The sequence below is a fragment of the Paraburkholderia sp. XV genome (assembly GCF_020177535.1).
In the GTDB taxonomy this organism is placed as follows: domain Bacteria; phylum Pseudomonadota; class Gammaproteobacteria; order Burkholderiales; family Burkholderiaceae; genus Paraburkholderia; species Paraburkholderia caribensis.
Genome location: NZ_JAGUUD010000045.1, coordinates 14,576 through 33,643 on the forward strand (window position 1 = coordinate 14,576; position 19,068 = coordinate 33,643).

15 protein-coding genes and 3 pseudogenes are annotated in these 19,068 nt (G+C 56.8%); 12 read left to right on the forward strand and 6 right to left on the reverse strand.

Annotation, left to right across the window (positions count from 1 at the left end; translation table 11 throughout):
• Positions 1 to 239 precede the first annotated feature (239 nt).
• A complete protein-coding gene (locus KFO72_RS21190) occupies positions 240 to 1,067 on the reverse strand; it encodes a hypothetical protein (protein ID WP_225032937.1) in 828 nt (275 codons plus the stop codon).
• A 541-nt stretch (positions 1,068 to 1,608) separates the two neighbouring features.
• Between KFO72_RS21190 and KFO72_RS21195 the strand changes: the two genes are divergently transcribed.
• The 5 genes from KFO72_RS21195 to KFO72_RS21215 all read left to right on the forward strand — a co-directional run bounded on the left by KFO72_RS21195 (position 1,609) and on the right by KFO72_RS21215 (position 8,401).
• Entirely contained in the window at positions 1,609 to 2,289 is a 681-nt protein-coding gene (locus tag KFO72_RS21195; RefSeq protein WP_225032938.1) for a hypothetical protein, read from the forward strand.
• Positions 2,286 to 4,253: a hypothetical protein gene (locus KFO72_RS21200; protein ID WP_225032939.1), complete on the forward strand. Its 1,968-nt coding sequence runs from the start codon at positions 2,286 to 2,288 to the stop codon at positions 4,251 to 4,253. The genes KFO72_RS21195 and KFO72_RS21200 overlap by 4 nt, the downstream gene beginning before the upstream one ends.
• Positions 4,254 to 4,264: 11 nt before the next feature.
• Entirely contained in the window at positions 4,265 to 5,338 is a 1,074-nt protein-coding gene (locus KFO72_RS21205; protein WP_225032940.1) for an ATP-binding protein, read from the forward strand.
• Positions 5,339 to 5,461: 123 nt separating this feature from the next.
• Positions 5,462 to 6,724: a hypothetical protein gene (locus tag KFO72_RS21210; protein ID WP_225032941.1), complete on the forward strand. Its 1,263-nt coding sequence runs from the start codon at positions 5,462 to 5,464 to the stop codon at positions 6,722 to 6,724.
• A gap of 252 nt (positions 6,725 to 6,976) precedes the next feature.
• Positions 6,977 to 8,401, forward strand: coding sequence for a hypothetical protein (locus tag KFO72_RS21215; protein ID WP_225032942.1), 1,425 nt, complete (start codon positions 6,977 to 6,979; stop codon positions 8,399 to 8,401).
• A gap of 779 nt (positions 8,402 to 9,180) precedes the next feature.
• On the opposite strand, the gene KFO72_RS21220 is transcribed toward KFO72_RS21215, so the two are convergent.
• On the reverse strand, positions 9,181 to 9,477 hold the full coding sequence (locus KFO72_RS21220; protein WP_225032943.1) for a helix-turn-helix domain-containing protein: 297 nt from the start codon (positions 9,475 to 9,477) through the stop codon (positions 9,181 to 9,183).
• A 194-nt stretch (positions 9,478 to 9,671) separates the two neighbouring features.
• On the opposite strand from KFO72_RS21220, the gene KFO72_RS21225 reads away from it, so the two are divergent.
• From KFO72_RS21225 to KFO72_RS21255, 7 genes and pseudogenes are all read left to right on the forward strand, one after another.
• Positions 9,672 to 10,085 (forward strand): hypothetical protein, encoded by a 414-nt coding sequence (locus KFO72_RS21225; protein WP_225032944.1) that lies wholly within the window; start codon positions 9,672 to 9,674, stop codon positions 10,083 to 10,085.
• 355 nt (positions 10,086 to 10,440) lie between these two features.
• A complete protein-coding gene (locus KFO72_RS21230; RefSeq protein WP_225032945.1) occupies positions 10,441 to 11,103 on the forward strand; it encodes a type IV toxin-antitoxin system AbiEi family antitoxin domain-containing protein in 663 nt (220 codons plus the stop codon).
• A gap of 584 nt (positions 11,104 to 11,687) precedes the next feature.
• Positions 11,688 to 12,131: an antitoxin Xre/MbcA/ParS toxin-binding domain-containing protein gene (locus tag KFO72_RS21235; protein WP_225032946.1), complete on the forward strand. Its 444-nt coding sequence runs from the start codon at positions 11,688 to 11,690 to the stop codon at positions 12,129 to 12,131.
• A gap of 412 nt (positions 12,132 to 12,543) precedes the next feature.
• The gene (locus KFO72_RS21240; protein ID WP_225032947.1) at positions 12,544 to 12,792 is read left to right on the forward strand and encodes a hypothetical protein; all 249 of its coding nucleotides are present in this window, start codon (positions 12,544 to 12,546) and stop codon (positions 12,790 to 12,792) included.
• Positions 12,793 to 13,095: 303 nt separating this feature from the next.
• Entirely contained in the window at positions 13,096 to 13,380 is a 285-nt protein-coding gene (locus KFO72_RS21245; protein WP_225032948.1) for an HU family DNA-binding protein, read from the forward strand.
• Positions 13,381 to 13,683: 303 nt separating this feature from the next.
• Positions 13,684 to 13,779 (forward strand): annotated as a pseudogene (locus KFO72_RS21250) (alpha/beta hydrolase); the annotation flags it as partial.
• Positions 13,780 to 13,881: 102 nt separating this feature from the next.
• Positions 13,882 to 14,117 (forward strand): annotated as a pseudogene (locus tag KFO72_RS21255) (DUF2164 domain-containing protein); the annotation flags it as partial.
• 827 nt (positions 14,118 to 14,944) lie between these two features.
• Here KFO72_RS21255 and tnpC read toward each other — a convergent pair.
• From tnpC to KFO72_RS21275, 4 genes and pseudogenes are all read right to left on the reverse strand, one after another.
• Positions 14,945 to 16,488, reverse strand: a pseudogene (gene tnpC / locus KFO72_RS21260) (IS66 family transposase).
• A 41-nt stretch (positions 16,489 to 16,529) separates the two neighbouring features.
• Positions 16,530 to 16,817 (reverse strand): IS66 family insertion sequence element accessory protein TnpB, encoded by a 288-nt coding sequence (tnpB, locus tag KFO72_RS21265; RefSeq protein WP_225032949.1) that lies wholly within the window; start codon positions 16,815 to 16,817, stop codon positions 16,530 to 16,532.
• 132 nt (positions 16,818 to 16,949) lie between these two features.
• On the reverse strand, positions 16,950 to 17,234 hold the full coding sequence (locus KFO72_RS21270) for a YciI family protein (protein ID WP_225032950.1): 285 nt from the start codon (positions 17,232 to 17,234) through the stop codon (positions 16,950 to 16,952).
• A 78-nt stretch (positions 17,235 to 17,312) separates the two neighbouring features.
• Positions 17,313 to 18,833 carry a CoA-acylating methylmalonate-semialdehyde dehydrogenase gene (locus KFO72_RS21275; RefSeq protein ID WP_225032951.1) on the reverse strand — a complete coding sequence of 507 codons (1,521 nt, stop codon included), beginning with the start codon at positions 18,831 to 18,833 and terminating at the stop codon, positions 17,313 to 17,315.
• Positions 18,834 to 19,068 lie beyond the last annotated feature (235 nt).

Consider the following 19,068-nt stretch of genomic DNA (forward strand, 5'->3'; position numbering starts at 1 on the left):
GTCGCTCCGACAGCGTGGCTTGACTATCGAGACTTGTCAGCGTGATTCCGTTCCGAAGTATTCAGCGGTGCGGAGTCGGGCCCGGAACTAGGAGCTTCGGCAGTCCGCGCAAGACGCTCATGGTGTCACCTTGTGTCACGCTTGCCTTCGGAGCCAGAAAGGCCTCGGGTTTTTCCATTCTGCGCGCCGGCGGGACACGACGTAGTGGCCTGGTTACGAACCGGGTACCGGGTATCTGGTCAACCGTCCGAAGTCCGGCGCAGTCTGCTAATGCGTTTGCTTATTCTCCTGCCGTTTCCGAGGTCAACCATTTCGAAATACTCATCATAAGAGGGTAGAGGTGGTTGAGATGCCAAAGGCTCTTTGAGCAGTTCCTCATCAACTCGCGCCTTTGGCCATTTGGCGTCGATGAACGGACAAAAATATGCTGGGCCAAGGTTCTCGTGGTAGGTGTATGAAAAGAATGCTCTTGCTTGAGCGTGCAGTTCCTCGGGGATGAACAGGAAGGCAACGTCCTTGGGTTCGAACATCAAGTCGCCAATATGGCGCCACTCTCTCTCCCATTCATATTCGTACGAAGTCAACCCATATACGCCAGGTGCGTCGATCATCGCAGTGATTCGCCAGACTGGATGATCAGGGTCGCCTTCGCCCATTCTCATCAACTTCTTCAGTGCCTTGTTTTGTTCACTGCCGTTTCTCGCGTACCAGATTGGACCACCGCCTCGCTTCGAGATGAATTGCTTGGAAAACCCAATACCGTAAGCTGAACGGCGGCGCTCGCTCAAGCGCAGCCATTCACCGGGAGGTATCTCACTGAAGCAAACCGCACGTTGTCGCGCGGGGTCGGGGGCCTCTTTTCTGCCGATCCCGAACGCTCCTCCCGGCCTAAGGCGACCGGTGGACAGGACGCTCATCATAGTCCAGTAGCCGGGATCGGCTGCGCGCGTCGCTGTAATCGTACTACTAAACGTTTTATGAGCTCTGCCATTCCCCTTTGCGAAGTGGACAAGATAGTTGGACATGTCAGTCCAGTGGCTAGGATAGTCGGTCGACATCTTTTTCATTGTGTTCCAGGCTAGTCGTGGGGCCGGGCGGAGGGTTTACACCACTAGGATAGCGTTCAGGACGTTTTGTAAAGAAGGTTCGTGCCCACAGTTTTGAACGCGGGGCGGGAGCGCAAACTGTGCGACGCCCATCGGCAACCCTTGATCTGAACAACCGGCGGATACAAGCGAGGCTTCCTTATTGAGATAAACCGAATTGTGCCACGGCATGGAGGTATGGCACATCTCAACGCCGGCCCTTACATTTTCACCGTGAAAACGCACGCGACGCCGACGCCACATTTCAACTCAAATATGCAGACGGCCCGGTTCAGCATGGAACCGCCGATTTCGAGACCGTTCGCGGCTCTACTCGCGACGGGCGCGTATTGATTTCACGATGACGTAGTCGTCGGTAGGTGGAGGAGGGCGCCCCACTGTGGTCCTCTGTGTTTTACATACTTCTATCCAGGAACTAAATTTTGCACCTGACTAGAGAGTGACCTAAACTCGTCAAGCATGCCTAAGTTGGGCCGCGGTAAATAGCATCTGTGGAGGTTCGATGTCGAAAAGTCGCACCTTGCCGTCAAGACAGCGATCGAATGTAATCCGCGCATATCGTTCACGCGGGAAAACGAATCGAGACCTAACGCTTGTCTATAGCCTCAAGACGAATCGTGACTGGATCATCCGCAGTGGTCGTCATCTCGTGCATTGGGCTATTTTTCTCGAGACGAATCCTGAAGTCCGGACCTTTAATCTTGATCTTGACGACGCATCCATAGGAGGCGCTGAGAAGAAGCGAGGACTGGACTTTGATGCAGAAGTGGAATTGGCCTCCGGTGCGAGTGAGTACCATAAGCTTCTGTTCGGCGAAAATGCGTCGGACAGCTGCGCCCAAACAGATGTTCTCTCCAATGCCGGCCAGAAGACTGTGCGTACTTTCGTCGAGACGGATTTTTCGGGGCGCGGCGAGGAGGCAATGAGGTGGATGAAGGTTCTCGCCTACTGCGCAGCCATACGCGATGAACAGCAGACTGAGGCTAGCCAGGTTGCTATCACAGTCATGCGCGGGCTCAGCCATGGGGTCATTCTCGATGTGACTGAATCGATGCACGACTTCGATTCCCAGATCGCTCTCGGGGTCATTTCTCGAATGGCTGTTCTGGGCGATATCGGACTTGACCTTTCTTCTTCAGGATTCACATTGTCATCCACGTGGGTTTGGAGGGCAGACCAATGAGATGGGCGAAGAGCGTCGCACGTGCGGAAGCGCCGCCATTAGACGAATGGCCCAAGCTCGACTATTCCACGCTGTCGAAGGAGGATAAGGAATTCCTCGAGAACAGGGAGCTGGCCGTCCGAATGCTGTTTCAAGGTGCGAAATATGCTGATATCCGCGACGTGACGGGAGTGAGCAAACAGCAGACTATCCAGATAACAAAGACTTGTCTCTCAAGAGCGAGCGACGGGAAGATTATGGGCTTCCGCGGACTGCTCCCCTTCACGCGGACGAGCCGAAATACTCGCAGGAATGAGATAAAACCGAAACGGAGGGATCAGCAGGGAGGGATGGCGTGCGCCCTGCAAGATACACTCGCACGCTATCCGGACCTGGAGAAGAAGCTGATTGCGCAGGTACGCAAGGAAAAGAAGGAGGGCTTGATACCGGAATTCAAGATCAAAGGCTCCCATCTACATCGCCTCTTCCTTAACGAATTAGAAAAGTACGACCCTGCCAAAAGTGGCTGGCCCTTCACCGCAAAATATAGGGGAATCAAAAGTGTGGTTCTATTTATGCGGGATCTGCTAGACAAGAACCTGGGTGATGCTGTGCGTGCGCGCGGCGGAAGCGACGCAAAGGCGCATTTCGCGACAGGGTCCGGCATCTCGCCGATAATTCCCTTCTCGGATCCGTTCGATGCGGTTGAGATCGACGCGCATCATATCGATGCTCTCTTTACGGTCGTATTCAAGACTCCGATCGGCACGGAGGTCGAGTCTGTCCTTGAGAGGCTTTGGTTGCTTGCTGTGGTGGAACGTCTTTCTACCGCCGTCCTCGCTTACCGCGTTGTCTACCGGACAGAGGTGACTGCTGTCGACGTCGCGGGCGTGATACGTGACGCGATATGCAAACGATGGGTGCCGAAAGATTTAACGTTAGGAACACTGGAATATCCCCCCGGTGGCGGATTTCCGAGCGGCTTAATACCCGAAGCGGAGGGAGCCCTCTGGACAGTAACGCTGTTGGATGGTGCTCTGGTCAATCTCTCGAACTTGATCCATGACACGATCCGTAAAGATACCGGTTCGATGGTGAACTGGGGCGCCCCGGGTCACTTCGAGCGTCGCCCGAACATCGAGCGGACGTTCAAGCAGATAACTGACAATATTTTTCTCCGTCTACCTTCCACGACTGGCTCCAATCCGAAGTCGGGACGAGCGGCGGATGCCGCCGACGCTGCCAAACGGTATCGGATTCGTGCCGACGATATCGACCAGTTGTTGGACGTGGCATTTGCCGCGCACAATGGCTTGCCGGGTCAGGGAAACTTCTATAACTCTCCACTCGAAACGCTTCGGCAATTGATAAGTGGGCCGTCGCCACCCGTAATGGTTAGAAAGCTCCCGTTGTCGGGGAGCACCCGTGTGCGTTCGTTGCTTCGGCGGGAAGTACGAAAGGTGCGTGGCGGTATCCAAAGTGGGCGCAAACCCTATATCCAGTACGAGAACGCGCTGTACACGAATCCGGTCCTGAGCATGAGCGGAGCGCTGGTCGGGAAGGAATTGACGATCTACATCGACGACGAAGACCTTCGTAGCGTCAAGGCATACACATCGAGCGGTTACGAGCTGGGTGTTCTGTCCGCAATGCGCAAATGGAACTTGACGAAACATAGCCTCGCAACCCGCCAGGCGATATTCCAGCTGGTTAGCAGACGAATTATGGTCCTGAGTGAGTCGGAAGATCCGGTTCAGGCATACCTGCGCTACCTGGCACAGCAGGTGGAGAAATCAAGAAAAGGGGGAAAGGGCTCTGCGAAAGACGCAACTAACCTCACCCGAGTCGCAAAAGAAGCGGGGGAAGGGATCCCTGCGTTGGCCGGTCCGGATTCTGCGGTGTCAATACAGGCTGTACTGCCCGGGGGACCACGCCTCCGGCTCGTTCCACTGTCCGGGAAGCGCTACAAGGTAACTAATCGATGAGGAAGGCTGCCATGTCGACACCAGCAAGCGAACGGCCTCAAAGGACATCAGTGCGTAAAGCAGCTGACGACATGCAATCCTCTGAAAAAGAATCGAACGAAAGTGCTAAGTCCCCGTTCGACGAGGCTTCGACCGAAGCAATCCCGGAAGGGGTGCCTTCCTGGTCGATTGCGCGACGTGAAGAAATACTCAGTGATCACCCCGTCTCACGAGGCCAATACACAATCCCAACGCCGATGTTGATAAACGTCCACGAAGAGGCGCGCGAGCGGGTGGGGGCGCGCAGGACAGGTATTGTGTTTACCGGAGAAACGCGTGCTGGCAAGACTACTTGCGCAACAAGCATCAAAAACTATCTGGCTGAAGAATTCAACAACATCTATGTCGTGATGGCCAGTGCACGACACTCATTGAGGCCGAAACAGGGGTTGATGTCACGCCTGATCCTGGAGGGAAGCGGACACGTACTGGCTGCACGGCGTGACCCTGAAGCACTTTTGCGTAACGTGATCCTTGACGTGATGACTAACGTTTCGAATCTGGGGGGAGACCAGTTTGTTCTGATACTTGACGAGGTCAACCTGTGCAACGAATCGGACTTCGGGGAACTTCTCGAGATTCACAATATCCTCTGCATGAAAGGCATCACGATGACGACGATATCGTTCGGGCAGCCAGAGATTTTGCACCTGATTTCCGCGCTTGCGCTGAGTAACCAGAGACAGATTATTGCACGTTTCTTCAGAAAGCCAATTCAATTCCAGTGCTGTAATTCAAAGGAAACTCTCACCAGGATCTTACGAAGCCTAGACGAGGAGACTGAATGGCCGGAGGGATCGGGATGGAGCTACACATATTTCTTTTTTCCGGAGGCGTTCGGGGCCGGTTTTAGAATTCACAAATACGGAAACGCGATCTGGAACGCCCTTGTCAGCGCAACGCCAGGGAGTAAAGGGGGCTTTACCATGGAAAGCATAGTACTGACGATCAACGGGCTTTACCTTGGAAAGAAGGACGCGGATAGCAAGACAATGGTCCTTTCGGAGGAGGACATTGTGCAGGCAATCGCCCTGGCAGATCTGTGAGCGGAAGCGACTTTTTTCAGTTGCCGACTTTATATGCCCTTCCTGTCGACACTCGAGCGACTTACCTGGAGGAATCAGGGCCCAGCCCCATTCGAATCCGCCTCAAATGTTTTTTTTAAAGTCATGTCGCTCAATTCGCTGACTTTTGGTGAGTTACGCGCCCTCATTCAAAGGGAAGAGGAGAAAATGCATGACTTCCCCTGGGCGCTGACGCATGGGAACTGGGTGAACTTCTTCCGCTATTCTTCCCTCTTGCGCGTCGATCAGGCTCGGCTGAAAGAAGGCTTTCTGGATTGGCTGGGTTTCGATTCTCCGAACGGAGGTGCAATTGGCTTCCGGCATTGCACCGAATGTCTCGGACTCAACTATCACTGCACGCTCTTTAACCTCGCAATCGTGACAGAATGTCCATGGCACCGATGCCCGCTTGGCAAAGGCTGCTACGCCTGCGCGGCAAGGCTCCAAACGAAGGGCACACCAAGATGCGCAACGGATGTACCTTGCAGTTGCGGAAGCGACTGGAGCTATCTGTTTGAGTGGCCTGACGTCAACCTGGTGCCGACTGCGCTGGCGAACCAGATTAACAGTTACTGTCGACGGTTCGTTGGTTGGTGGGCGTATGTGAGACAGAATTCTCACAGCGCTTTTCCGCTGCTTGCGCCAATCATAGAAACATTTTCGACACAATATCAGCTCAACGAACAGCGAGACATGGCTTTTTATTTCGCGGACAAAATAGCGCCATTTCCGTCGCCGTGGCGCCATTCCATAACGCCGACCGCGGCGCGAATTGTCAGGCTAAATCGACCTGAGCAAGTGGAATTCACCCGAGCGAGTAAGAAGCAAAGAATGCAAGAGCTACGATCGGTCCGGCGGTACATCTTCAAACGCTTCGTCAAGCCACATCGTCGATGCCTTCGGACGCTCCTCATCATGAACGAGGCTGAGCGCCGACCGCGGGATTCAAGCCTCTTTTGTAGCGTTTGCATTGCTTACGTCTCGTGGCTCGGCCCCCAGGCTCAAATGCGGGAGACCTGGAGTCAGGCGACGTCAGACGAGGCGAACGCAGAACAAGCGGTGTTTGAAAGACTCGTGCGCACCCGTTCGGACGATTGGGGAAGGTTCGCCGAACAGGCATTGTTGGGTTTTCTGACAACGTGGGCCAGCATCGAACATTTCGTGTCCTGCTCCAGTTCTAGTCTGCACAACTACGTGGACGTAACTTTTCGTGTCCGCGTCAATCGGAGATGGACCGCCGACAGGCAGCACGTATTTTTCGAAGGTGCTTCAGGCTGCGAGACCTCGTCGGTGGGATTTCTGCTCATGGATGAGGTCGAACTGGAGAACCGTGCCAGATGTCGATGCGGAACAAGAGAGCCAAAATGAGATGCGATGACGAACCTTATTGGATTTTGTAATGCCAATTACGTGGTCAACGGGCGGACTTTCAGCGGAGCTGCGGCAAAATTGAAGATAAGAGAATACGCGCGTTTCGTATCGAATTCCTATTTCAGCGTTCTATCTGGGTAAAACTTATGGGCTACATCGCGTTTCGTGGAGCTGATGTCGGAGCCATTGGAAGAGAGATAGATAGCAGCTGCGAACCGATCGCATGGGTTGTGAAAAGGATGAACTTTGATGAGGAAAATGCGGGAAGGAGCCGACGGCACTGCCCGTCTGACCTGGGATGTCAGGGCGCCGGCACCGTTTGAATCTGCCTGGAACATCCTGATCAAGATTCAGTTGCTGAATGCCATTGGCTCTGAGGAAATACAACGGATCGGAGGAGTTAACTTAGGGGAAGCCGACCCGCATCGGTTGTTTCACTCGTCAGCAGGCTGGGACGTGCCGTATATCGCATCCTGTTTGCACGTCGACTCGGCTCGGATTCGCACCGCCTTCATGGAGCACCTGGGTTTTCCGAGGCGGGAAGGAGAGAAATACGCAGTACGTCACTGTCCAGATTGCAGCGCGTTGAACTATCACTGCACACTGTTCAACCTGCCTCTTATATCCCGTTGTCCGTGGCATGGTAAGGATTTGACGCAAGGCTGTGAACGCTGTGGATGGTTGCCGATTCGCTGGAGATGGCGCGCGAACGCAGATTTGCTCCGGTGGGCGTGTCCGGACTGCGGTCATGTCATTGATCTGGGCGGTAACCTGACGGTCAAATGCATCCCAGCCGAGACAGAAGAAGCAGTCCGTACGCACTGTCGACAGATGCTGAACTGGTGGAGCAAAGTTCAAAAGGCAACTGGCGACGCATCGAGCCTGTTAAATCCGCTAGCTTACGAAGCCCGACCGTTCGACTATGAGTGGATGTGGCGACTCAACTGGGCAACGGGTGTATGCGCTCCGCCCGCCGAGTGGGGCGTAGTTCCTCCTACGCTGAGTGCGGGCGTGCTCGTGAGATTGCCTGGAGAAGGTCTGCCACAGTGCAATAGCCGCGAATGCCTGAAGGCACATCGATTGGTTCGAAAATCCATCTTTCGGCGCTTCATATCAGGTCATGCAGAATGTTTCTCCGAGCTGATGGCAATGGGTCCATTCGAACGGATATCGCTGGACTGCTCTGCCATATGTACTCTATGCGTGGCCTTCCTGAGCTGGCGCGCGGCCCACGAGAGACGGCTTCCATCTTCTGAACGGCAGGCAGATCAAATGCCTTCGCCGCGCTTGCGGGGAGTTACCCTCTCGGGGATTTCGTCGAATGGCCAGTATGACGCTATGCTCAGTTTTTTGAACTTTGTTCGGATCTGGGCACAGATAGAAGAGCAGTCATCGGTGTCCGCGTTCCGGATCATTGCTTTGCGTGGAGAGTCTGAGCCAATGCTCATTCCGCATGTCGTTGTGAACGGAGCGCGCGAGCAGGTCGTCTGCGTGATTCCCCGTGCTGCCGATCTCTTTGAAATTGCGACGAAACGATGTGCGAAACGGCGCTCCGGCGATGTACCGATGGCACATCCTGTCGGCTGGAACACGGTGATTGATGGAAAGGTGCTGTTCGCAGCTCGTCACCATCAGCCGCACTATAGAAACTCGTACCACCATATTTACGTTTGAGACGGGTGTTTTTCTTCGTACAGACGAATGTCGGTCGCCAGTATCGAATGTCACTTTTCTGAAGCGAGTACACGTGGACGCGGTGCGGACGAGGGCGTACGAAAGTTCGACAGGGAAGATTCGCCCACGGCTCGTCACGGTCATTTCGCGTCGCCTGTTTAGCGCGCGGGATTCTTGGCAGGATCGCCTCGTGCACAGGTATCTCATGGTCAACGTGACGGGCGTGGAGATCGACGCGACTGCGGTCATCGCGGCTGATGGCGCGACGTGCGGGGCGGCGGGTTCTGGGATAACGTTTCTTTGGTGGCAGTCAGCGGCTCTGTGCCGTGGTCTCATCCCAGATTCAACATCATTTTCGGTTTCTATTCACGCTCCTGCAAACACTCGAGGACGCGGCATGAATCGATGAGGAAGCTGATCTATGACGGTCAACTTCATCGGGAATGGGGCGGTGGCATCGTCCTATGCTCGTATGAGCAGAGATGCGCTGGAAATTTCATCGTGGAGGTGCGTGATTCGGAAGCCGATGAGCGCGCGGCTCCCGCTACTCTAAACTTTTACGCCCCGAAACGACTAGCGAAGAAGTGTCAGTTTCATGCCGACGGCATGGAGATACCAGGTCGGAGGCGTTGCATTAGACGCATATCGAATTCTTCGCGAACCACGGTCCATTTAACCGCCTCAGTGAAAGGTGAAGCATTTGCGGATAGTGGGCGGAGCCCGGCCCGGACGACCGTGTGAGGAGCAGGGAACGTCCATGGGCGCAACACCGAGCAACGCTAGTCGCGCGCGCTGTCGTATTTTTCAAGCCCGGCAATCTCAGAGCGCACTACTTGTCCCAACTCCCGAACTTCCTGAGGCGTCAGGCCGACTGCGTATGCATAGAAGAGCACGCTGAGAGGATGAACGCCTATCGCCCGTGCGATTTCGTCGAGCTTGTCTAGCGTAGGCGTCTGCTTTCCAAGCTCGAGCGCGCTTAGATAGGTTCTGCTTGAGACGCCAAGACCGTCCTGAGACACGCCGCGCATTCTGCGTGCTGCCCTCAGTCCGCGCGCGAGGCCAAGACGAAGCGTCATCAGTCATGTTGGTGAATTTGAAGACGTAACTGTCGTTGGATGCACACAATTGCGCTACAATTGATAATGTGCAAAATGTAACAATCGACCAGTTTATGCTCGCAGAAATTCGCTTGACCCAGAGGGCTGAAGCGCAGGGCATTGCGCTCAGCGCTGTGCTGCCGGTAATTTCAGTCCATTGATTTCTTGAAAAGATGCTGCTCACAAAATCTCAGTGGGAGACGCCGTTCAGGACGAGGCATGACCCGTTCAACCGTTGGCGCCTCGCTGGCATCAACCATATAGCTACAACGTTCCTGGTACGCGCTGCCGGAACGCGGCCCGATGATCCGGACGGTTATTCGTTTATCGTTGCCGATCCATCGATCCTTGTTTCAGTTCTCGAGGGGTACGGCGCAACAAAGCCTCGTTTGCTGGCGATCGACTGGGAAACGATGGTTCCTGTTTCGAGCCTGTGGTCGTACCTGTGCGCCGATCGTGGATCGAATTTTCTCGCCTATGCGGACGCGCATGGCCGCCTGAGAGCATGCGAGCCTCAGCAACCTGATCCTCTTGAAGCGAGTAGCAAGGTGCTTGTCTGGGCGCATGCTGATGCAGACGCGGCCTAACCCACAGCTTATGCATAAGAATGGGCGACGAGACTGCCGGGCGTCTCTGCGCAAGCATCTGCCCGTAAGAGATTGTGGTGCACCGTTTTTTTTGGTTTGGATGGCCTTTGCTGCATTTGTGGGCAAATCTGCGCCGCTGCGTTCCAGCGTGGACACCGCGACTGGATAGATCATCCGGAGGGCGATTGCGTATGTGCGAGTCTGAGGTCGTATCGGCACAGCATGCCGATTTACCATGCGCTTCGGAGCGGCTTCAAAGCTGGCGCGAGGCCGCAGGGGCGCGGACGGCGAGGGATAGTCAAACATGAGTCAGTGTATCGGCGTGTCGTCAGAGATGACCAACTGAGGAGCCGGCATGCAGGACGCAACAGAAATCGTGCAGTTCCTCATGGATTTCGCGCCACGGTCGCAGCCGGTGGGCTTGCGCTACTTCGCGGAGCTTGAAATCGACGCGCGTCAGGTCGGCGAACTCGTCAAACGAGGGTGGTTGCGGCAACTGTCTGACGACGCCTATCTGCTGCGTGGAGACCAGCCAGGCATCGATGGCACGATTGCCTATTTGCAGGCATACACTTCAAATCTCCACGTGGGAGGAAGAGCCGCGCTGGAGTGGCACCGGATGATGCATCATCTTCGCTTCCGCGACCGGATTGATTTGTGGGGGCGGGGATATTGCAACATTCCTGGCTGGGCGGTGGAAAGGCTTATGTGTTCCTACTATTCCCTGGCTCTGTTCGATGCGCGGATGGATGAAAGCTACGGATTGAAGCCGCTTGCGTGGCGCCATCCACAGGTGCTCGTTTCAGTCCCGGAACGCGCAATTCTCGAATACATGAGTGTCTCGCTGGACTTGGTCTTGATAGAAGACGTGAGAGCCATCATCGGGAGCCTTAGAAACATCCGGCTGAACATCCTTCAGGAACTGGTCGATTGCTGTTCACGAAGAGACGTAGTGTGGGGGCTGAAATTTCTCGCCGAGGACGAAGACATAAGCTGGGCTCGCCAGTTGCGCGTCTGAGCACTGTGGTGCGATGGCAGCGGTAATCCTGTCCGGAGTACGGTTTGAAAACGCGTCGATGAGCTCGTATGCCGGTTTGAGCGTCGACGTCGTTTGCGGGCTTTGGGAGCGCTACCGAGGGGGGCGTTAGCAGTTCGATTGAACGCTTGTTCGAAGGGAGCTGGGACGGATATTCGGTGGTCGTCGGCTTAGAGAAGCCGACACAGTTTTCGGTGCGGACACCGGCGAGCCATCCCTCGTACGCGTGGGGATCCACGTTGCATTTGCAATCGGTGGGGCGATATTTTCACACCCGGGATAGGGATGCGATGGATCTTCGGGTAGATGATGTGCTGCTCGTGGTGATCTCGTTCACCGAGGAATCGTGCGAAGCGTATAGCCACTCGGAGGACCGGAAAGTGCGAGGGAAGAGCGGTTTGCCCGAGCCGCCCGGTTGGCGGCCGTTGTCCTAGTAGCAGAAGGGTGCTGTGAGAGCGAAAATAGCCGGGTTGGCCCGGAAACAGGGCTGAAACTTTTGTCATTCCCCACCGAGGTCGCTGTCGCCTCGTGTACATCTGAGACTCAAGATCCGTCGGAGTTGCTCCATGACAGACCATCCCGAGCATAACCTCGCCACGAAGGAGGCCATCGGGTTCCGTGACGAGTTGCTCCGACAAGGGTGGCCCGACGCTCGTCATGTTGCTGAACTGGTGGGTTTTTCGACCGGACATGAGGGCACCGCGTACGCGATTCAGGCCCGAGCGACAGGCGCTTTGCTTGGTGTCTGGTCTGAGCTGCAGCATCGGTTCATCTATCCGGACTTCCAGTTCAATCGATTGGGCGCAATCCGGAAGGACGTCGCTGAACTTCTCGCCGCCCTCCCGCCGGACAAAGACGATCGCGGAGGCTGGCGACGTGCTTTTTGGCTCTATTCGCCGCATCCAATGCTGGGCGGGCAGACGCCGGCAGACGTGTTTGCGAACATTCCGGTTCGCGTGATCGAGGTCGCAAGAGTGGAATTTCTGGGCGATCCCGGGACGACCTGGTGAACCTCCGACCGGAATGGGAGCGACGGTGGATGCGGTTCGCGCTGGGCCTGCATACTCCTCTGATCAGGACGACCCGCAGATCCTTCAGCGAGTCGTGGTGAAGACGCAGGCGAGGCGTACGCCGTGCGGGGTCGCGAACGTGTGGGGCCGCCGCTGTTCGGCCCGGATGGCTGCGGCTTGCATCAGCGCCTGGGACTGGTCGGACTGGCACGACGGATGGAGCTGAGCGGAGCGGAGGAACGTCCCCATGGACGGCGGCGGCTCGGCGCGCCAGGGCCACGCACGCGCAAGTCCTGGCGGCGCTCGCGATACGATGAGCGTCCGGCGCTCGAGGACATCCCAGCTCGATATGCCGAAAGGTCATCGCTTGTGAGGTTTTCGCGGGCGCGAAAATATCGGAGACGTGAGCACGATGGCAACCATCAAGGTTTTACGGCCCGACGATTTTCCCGGAGACGAGAATTGTGGGGACAATCGGATGAGAGGGCTTGCACAGGAAAGCGGCCCGTCCGATGTTAACGCCACTGGCGCAGATGAACGGTCTGCTCGTTGGCAGAATGAAAACTCGGAAGCGATCGTGCTACAACGATTACATCGAGAAGAATGGGATGCTTCTCGACCAGTTAAGAATATTCTGATGGTCAACCAGTTCCAGTCCTGACCCGCAGGCGCGGCTACACGCATACGAATTCACCGCGCTGCGCGCATTCGCCCAGAGGCTCAGTGCGCAGCGGTGGCATGCCCGTCCTTTGCGCCGGACGACAATGGTAATGACGCTGCTTCGGCGCCATACGGGGAAAGAAGTGTTTGCGTCGGGCGATTGCCCTAAGGTTGTCCAACCTCGGGACTTGTGCCCGGCACGCCGGCCAGGTTAGGGTATGCGTGCGGTCGTGCCTTGCGCTTCGTGATAACACTCGCGGGAAGGCTAAACTTGATTGAACTTGCAGTAACAGGAGGAATGTCTGTGAACAAGCAGGAACTGATCGACGCGGTCGCGGCGTCTACGGGTGCAGGCAAGGGCGTCACCGGCGAAGCAATCGATGCGGTCATCGGCGCGATCATGCAGGCCGTCACGAAGGGCGAAAGCGTGCAGCTGGTTGGCTTTGGCTCGTTCAGCCAGGGCACTCGGGCTGCCCGTACGGGTCGTAATCCGGCGACCGGTGAAGCTATTCAGATTGCAGCGGCCAAGACGGTCAAGTTCACTGCCGGCAAGGCGTTCAAGGATGCGGTCAACGCCGCCAAGCGTTAGTTCGCCTATCCCATAATCTGTCACCCCCCTCTGTACTCGCACTGCAGATGCCGTTACCGGACACGAGGCGCAAGCACCTTCCCGACAGACAAGGATGTGGTGCGTTCTTCGAATTGCTGCCGAAGTCGCCCATCGGGCGGGTGAGGGGAATTACCGTTCATGGACTGGTACCGCTGAGTGCAGCTGGACGGCGCGCAGATCTGCGCCCGATTTCATAGACGCAAGCGTCCATTCAATGATTCAATGGAGCGTGGCCATGCCGCAGGGCATTGTGAACGACGGTTGCCGCCACGTGAATTAGTCGCGACGCTCGAGGTCTGCGTAGGTGGCGCGCACGCTATGTGCGTGACGGAAGCCGACAAGGTCAATGCCGATCTGCTGGCGTTCATCAATGGCTGAGTTGACGGCAGGGCCCGGAAAACGGCGCTTCCTTGCGGGGCGCACTGTTTTTCATCTGTGATGCTGCATCGCCCGGTGCAGATCACACACAGATGAACCCGCATGGCAATCGAAGTGGACAAGGACGTGCGCAGCGAAGCGATCGCTTCGTTGCAACACTACTTCGTGGAGAACATGGACGAGCCGATCGGCAAGATCCGGGCGGGCGCGCTGCTCGCGTTCTTCGTTGAGAAAATCGGCCCGGTGATCTAGAACTCGCAGTGCAAGACGCGCAGGAACGTCTGCTCGCGCGCGTGTCGGAACTCGATATCGAGTGTCATGAGGACGCGTTCGGCTACCGAAGAAGTAGTATGTCAAGCGCCGTTAGTACGCGGCGCGGCCTTGCATCAGGGCACGTCGCGGCGACGTTGTCGCGCAGCACGAAGTCGACGAACGCGCGCGAGGGCGCGCGCCGGGAACGATGCCTGCATCCGGATCTATCACGAGCGTGCCTTCATGGGCGCCATCACCGTGTCGAGCTACCGCTGCGGTGAGGCTCCGGTCGGAATGCCAAGCACCTGACCCCACGGAGGCATGGCGTGAGGAGCGGTCCGCTCGTGTAGAAAGATTTCTTGAGATCGGTAGTTGGTTAACTGCTGTGCGATGTGACGAGATCGCCCCTTGGCTAGGCTAGGCTTGGCGAAGATCACGCTGCGGAGTCTTTGCAGCTTCCCGGTATGAATAGCACATAACGACGAGCTGCTGTAGGAGCGCATGCCCACGGCTTCGGCAACTTTCGATCAAACAGATTACGGGTCGTCGCGAAAAGCGAAGTGCGAGCTGTATGGCTAAAAGTGACCAGATCGGCGAACTCGGAACTCAGCATCAGCGGCGGCAGCAAACATCGTGGCTGTTGCAGGTTGTATACATTTGGCAGACGCCTCGATCAAGTCGCTGATATCCACCTGCGCCGCAACCAGAGAAATAGCGCCTCTCGACAGCCGTCATTCGCGACGTCCGTCGCAGCGTTTACCGTGCTCACCGTTCCCACAACATCTGCATTCAAGTGGGTCGCCGAACCTTTTGGCGTTTCGGCTCGTCGGCTTTAGTGACCAGGTACTTGGTAACCGTCCGACCACGCGCGTTCTGTAAGCGTGGCACCAGCGACGTCTTGACTGGGCTCGTTTCAGGCTGCTGTGCGCAGCTGAGCGGCAATGACCCACGGTGCAAGTTCGTCGATGCGGTTGATCGCATGGTCGGCAATGCGTGTGAGCACATAGCGCAGATACGCCTGAGGATCGATGCCGTTGAGTTTTGCAGTGCCAACGAGGCTGTAGATCGCGGCGGCACGTTCACCGCCAGAGTCTGCTCCAGCGAACAGATAGTTGCGGCGGCCGATTGCCACCCCGCGGAGGGCGCGCTCGACTGGCAGGTTGTCGATTTCGGGCTGGCCGTCATTACAGTAGCGTGTGAGCGCCTCCCACCGGTTCAACGCATAGAGGATCGCCCGACTCGTGTCCGATTTGCGCGAGAGCGTTTCCAGCGTCGCTGTGAGCCACGCATGGAATCGGTCGAGTAGTAGCCGCGCGTGCTCTTGGCGAAACGCGCGGCGCTGGTAGGGCGGTTTGCCCCTGATCGTTTCCTCGATCCGGTATAGCGCACCGATGTGTTCGAGCGCTTCGGTGTTCAACGCATTGGGGCGCGCTACGTGCAATTCATAGAACTGTCTCCGGGCATGCGCTCAGCAGGCTGCCTCGGTGACGCGCCCACTTTCGTAGATGGCCTGGTAGCCCCCGTATGCGTCGGCTTGCAGCGTACCGTTGAATGACTCGAGATGCTGTTGCGGATGGATGCCCTTGCGGTTCGGCGTATAGGCGAACCATACCGCCGGCGGCGTCGTGTCGGCCGATGCTCGATCATCGCGGACGTACACCCACAGGCGACCGGTCTTCGTCTTGCCGTTGCCCGGTGCCAGCACTGGAACCGGCGTGTCGTCGGCGTGCAGTTTCGTCGCCGAGATGACGTGTCGACGCAGCGTTTCAACGAGCGGCTGCAGCAGCGTCGCCGCGTGACCGACCCACTTCGCCAGCAGCGAGCGATCAAGCTCGACGCCTTCTCGCGCGTACATGACCGACTGCCGGTAGAGCGGCACGTGGTCTGCGAACTTCGAGACCAGCACATGGGCCAGCAGCCCCGGGCCGGCGAGACCGCGCTCGATGGGACGACTCGGTGCAGGCGCCTGAGCGATGTGGTCGCAACACACGCAGGCAAACTTCGGGCGCACATGACGGATGACCCGGAAGCTTGCCGGTACGTACTCAAGTTGTTCGGCGACATCTTCGCCCAGCGACTTCATCAGGCCACCGCATTGCGTGCACTTCCCGGCGGATTCGGGCAAGTGCGTTCGGATCTCGCGCGGCAGATGTTCAGGCAGTGGCTTGCGCGGTGTCTGTTCCACAGCCGTGCGAGGCGTCTTCGGGATTTCGAGCGGCGCCGCGCCTTCGTCGGCCTCAAGCTCTTCGAGGCGCAGCTCGAGTTGCTCGATCTGATGGTCCAGCTTCTCCGACTTGCACCGAACTGCATACGGCCAAGCTTGGCAATGAGGAGCTTCAGGTGTTCGACTTCGGCTGCGCGCGAAGCCAACGCGGCTTGTTGCGAGTCGACTGTTTCTTGCAGTTTGAGCACTTGCGCGTCGCGCTCGCGCAGCGCCGCTGCCTGGCTGAGCAGCATGGCCTTCAGCGTTTCGACATCGGGAAGTGGGCTCGCGCGCGTCATGCAGGCAGTTTACGCGCCGGCAACGACGTTTGCAACGCTGAGGTTGGCTGTGCTGTTCTCGTCGGTTGCCGCCAGTCGATGCCTTCCAGCAGCATTGATAGTTGCGCCGGGCTCAGGCAAATAACGCCACCGTCGGCTTGAGGCCATACGAAGCGCCCCTTCTCGAGTCGCTTCATCAGCAGGCACATGCCATCGCCGCTCCACCACAGCACCTTGAGCAGGTCGCCGCGTTTGCCACGAACCACGAAGACGTGCCCGCAGCGACGGTTGGGGTTAAAGTGCACTTTCTACTGAATCCGGTGTTTCCCGATGGTTGGCCTGATCGGGCGACGACTCGAGAAGCAAATAGCTTCCGCGAGTCGAATCAAGTGCCAGCAATCGCGATAGGAACTGCACGGGAGCCGCTGTTAGCGATCTCAACGCGTATCGATGTTCTTGATGAAAGGGTGTATGCGCACGTCTTTCCATACCTTGTTGACGAAAAATGGATCGTTGTGTGCAAACTTTTTGGCTTCATCTAGCGTTTGAGATTCGACGAGAAGCATACTGCCAATTTTTCTGTTCGAGCCTTCCTCGGTATAAGGACCTGCTACGAGAATCTTTAATGGCGCCTTCTTCAGATGCGCGCGATGTTCCGCGTAGTGGGCTTCGCGCGCATCTGAGGTAGCGGGATCATCAACGCAATATATAACGGTTAACATGTTGCCTCCGGAAGTTGTTTTTTGCTCGAAGAACTCCCCGCTCCGGCCTGCAGAAAGTAAGGAGCCTTCGAACTTGGCTTAACGAAGATTGATCGTGGTGTTGACGCCGTCATTCACAGTGGCGTCATCAAACCAGCGCGCTGTAACTGTCTTCGTCTGCGTATAGAATTGGATGACCTGCTTTCCATAGGGACCGAGATCGCCGAGCTTCGAACCCCGGGAGCCCGTGAAGCTGAAGTAGGGAACCGGCACCGGAATGGGGATGTTGATCCCAACCTGACCAATATCGATTTCACTCTGGAAATGACGAGCAGCAGCGCCACTTTGGGTGAACAATCCAACGCCATTACCGAATGGGTTGCTATTCACCAGTTCGATAGCAGCGTCAAGAGTGGGTACCGTCAGCACGACTAGCACGGGGCCGAAGATTTCCTCACGATAGATCGTCATATCGGTCGTCACGTTCGAGAAGATCGTCGGACCGATAAAGTTCCCGCTCTCGTACCCCTTCACTTTCACATCGCGACCATCGAGCAGAAGGGTCGCACCTTCATCGACGCCGCTCTGAATCAGTCTGAGGACGCGTTCTTTCGCGGCGCGCGAAACAACGGGTCCAACATCTGTTCCCGGTTCGTTGCCCGCATTCACCTTCAGTGTCTTGGCGCGTTCGACCAGTTCGGGAAGCCATTCTTGCGCTTTTCCAACAAGCACCACTACCGACGTCGCCATGCAACGCTGTCCAGCCGCTCCAAAACCCGCGCCGGCCAGTGCATTCAGGGTATGCTCGCGCGACGCGTCGGGGAGAACCACAGCGTGGTTCTTGGCGCCCATCATTGATTGAACACGCTTGCCGTGTTCGCTCGCGAGCCTGTAAACGTGTGTGCCGACGGAGGTTGAGCCGACGAACGAGACAGCCTTGACATGAGGGTGAGAGCACAGGGCGTCAACTACTTCCTTGCCGCCGTGAATGACATTGAGAACCCCGCTTGGTACACCTGCCTCGATCGCGAGCTTCACAAGCTCGATCGTCGACAGCGGATCTTGCTCAGATGGTTTGAGCACAAAGGTGTTCCCGCACACGATCGCCATTGGGAACATCCAGAGCGGAATCATGGCGGGAAAGTTGAACGGCGTAATGCCGGCACACACGCCGATGGGTTGGCGCAAAGTATACGTGTCCACCTTGCCCGCGACATTCTCGAGAAACTCTCCTTGTTGTAGGGTACCTATCGATGCCGCGTGTTCTACGACTTCCAGTCCTCGGAAGATGTCACCTTCGGCGTCGGGAATCGTCTTTCCCTGCTCAGCGCTGAGGATCTTGGCGATCCGCGAACTGTTGGCGCGGATCAGGTCCTGATATTTGAGCATGATGCGCATGCGAGCGCCGACAGACGTGTTTTTCCAGGACTGAAACGCCGTATGCGCTGCGTTGATAGCCGCTTCGATTTCCTGTCGGGTGGAGTAGGGGACGGGACCGATGACTTCCTGCGTTGCAGGATTCACGATGTCTCGCCACTCCTTCGTCTCGGAGTTGACGAAAGCCCCATTAATAAGGAGCTGAGCCGTGGAAAGTGTTTCCGGGGATTTGGGTGAGTTCATGGCTGGGTATGGTCAGTTTGTCGGAGAAGCCTCACCGTGTCGCGGCGCGCGCCTACGGGCAGGTTTTTCTCGTGTCAATAACGGGGCAGAGTGCAATGCTGCGGTAGACGAGTCAATCGAACCGGGGACTTGCTGGTGCTTGTGCCCGTGACTGATTCCCGCCCGGTGCATAAAGGGTTTCGGATGTCGGCGCGGGCACCATCACCGCTATCTATGCAGGAACACGCCTCGTGTG

Bases quoted from the DNA above. Each gene is read 5' to 3' on its own strand.
- KFO72_RS21205 (WP_225032940.1), top strand. From the start codon at position 4,265: ATGTCGACACCAGCAAGCGAACGGCCTCAAAGGACATCAGTGCGTAAA.
- KFO72_RS21275 (WP_225032951.1), bottom strand. From the start codon at position 18,833: ATGAACTCACCCAAATCCCCGGAAACACTTTCCACGGCTCAGCTCCTT.
- KFO72_RS21220 (WP_225032943.1), bottom strand. From the start codon at position 9,477: ATGACGCTTCGTCTTGGCCTCGCGCGCGGACTGAGGGCAGCACGCAGA.
- KFO72_RS21225 (WP_225032944.1), top strand. From the start codon at position 9,672: ATGCTGCTCACAAAATCTCAGTGGGAGACGCCGTTCAGGACGAGGCAT.
- KFO72_RS21240 (WP_225032947.1), top strand. From the start codon at position 12,544: ATGGCAACCATCAAGGTTTTACGGCCCGACGATTTTCCCGGAGACGAG.
- KFO72_RS21195 (WP_225032938.1), top strand. From the start codon at position 1,609: ATGTCGAAAAGTCGCACCTTGCCGTCAAGACAGCGATCGAATGTAATC.
- KFO72_RS21210 (WP_225032941.1), top strand. From the start codon at position 5,462: ATGTCGCTCAATTCGCTGACTTTTGGTGAGTTACGCGCCCTCATTCAA.
- KFO72_RS21215 (WP_225032942.1), top strand. From the start codon at position 6,977: ATGAGGAAAATGCGGGAAGGAGCCGACGGCACTGCCCGTCTGACCTGG.
- KFO72_RS21190 (WP_225032937.1), bottom strand. From the start codon at position 1,067: ATGAAAAAGATGTCGACCGACTATCCTAGCCACTGGACTGACATGTCC.
- KFO72_RS21200 (WP_225032939.1), top strand. From the start codon at position 2,286: ATGAGATGGGCGAAGAGCGTCGCACGTGCGGAAGCGCCGCCATTAGAC.
- KFO72_RS21270 (WP_225032950.1), bottom strand. From the start codon at position 17,234: ATGTTAACCGTTATATATTGCGTTGATGATCCCGCTACCTCAGATGCG.
- KFO72_RS21230 (WP_225032945.1), top strand. From the start codon at position 10,441: ATGCAGGACGCAACAGAAATCGTGCAGTTCCTCATGGATTTCGCGCCA.
- KFO72_RS21235 (WP_225032946.1), top strand. From the start codon at position 11,688: ATGACAGACCATCCCGAGCATAACCTCGCCACGAAGGAGGCCATCGGG.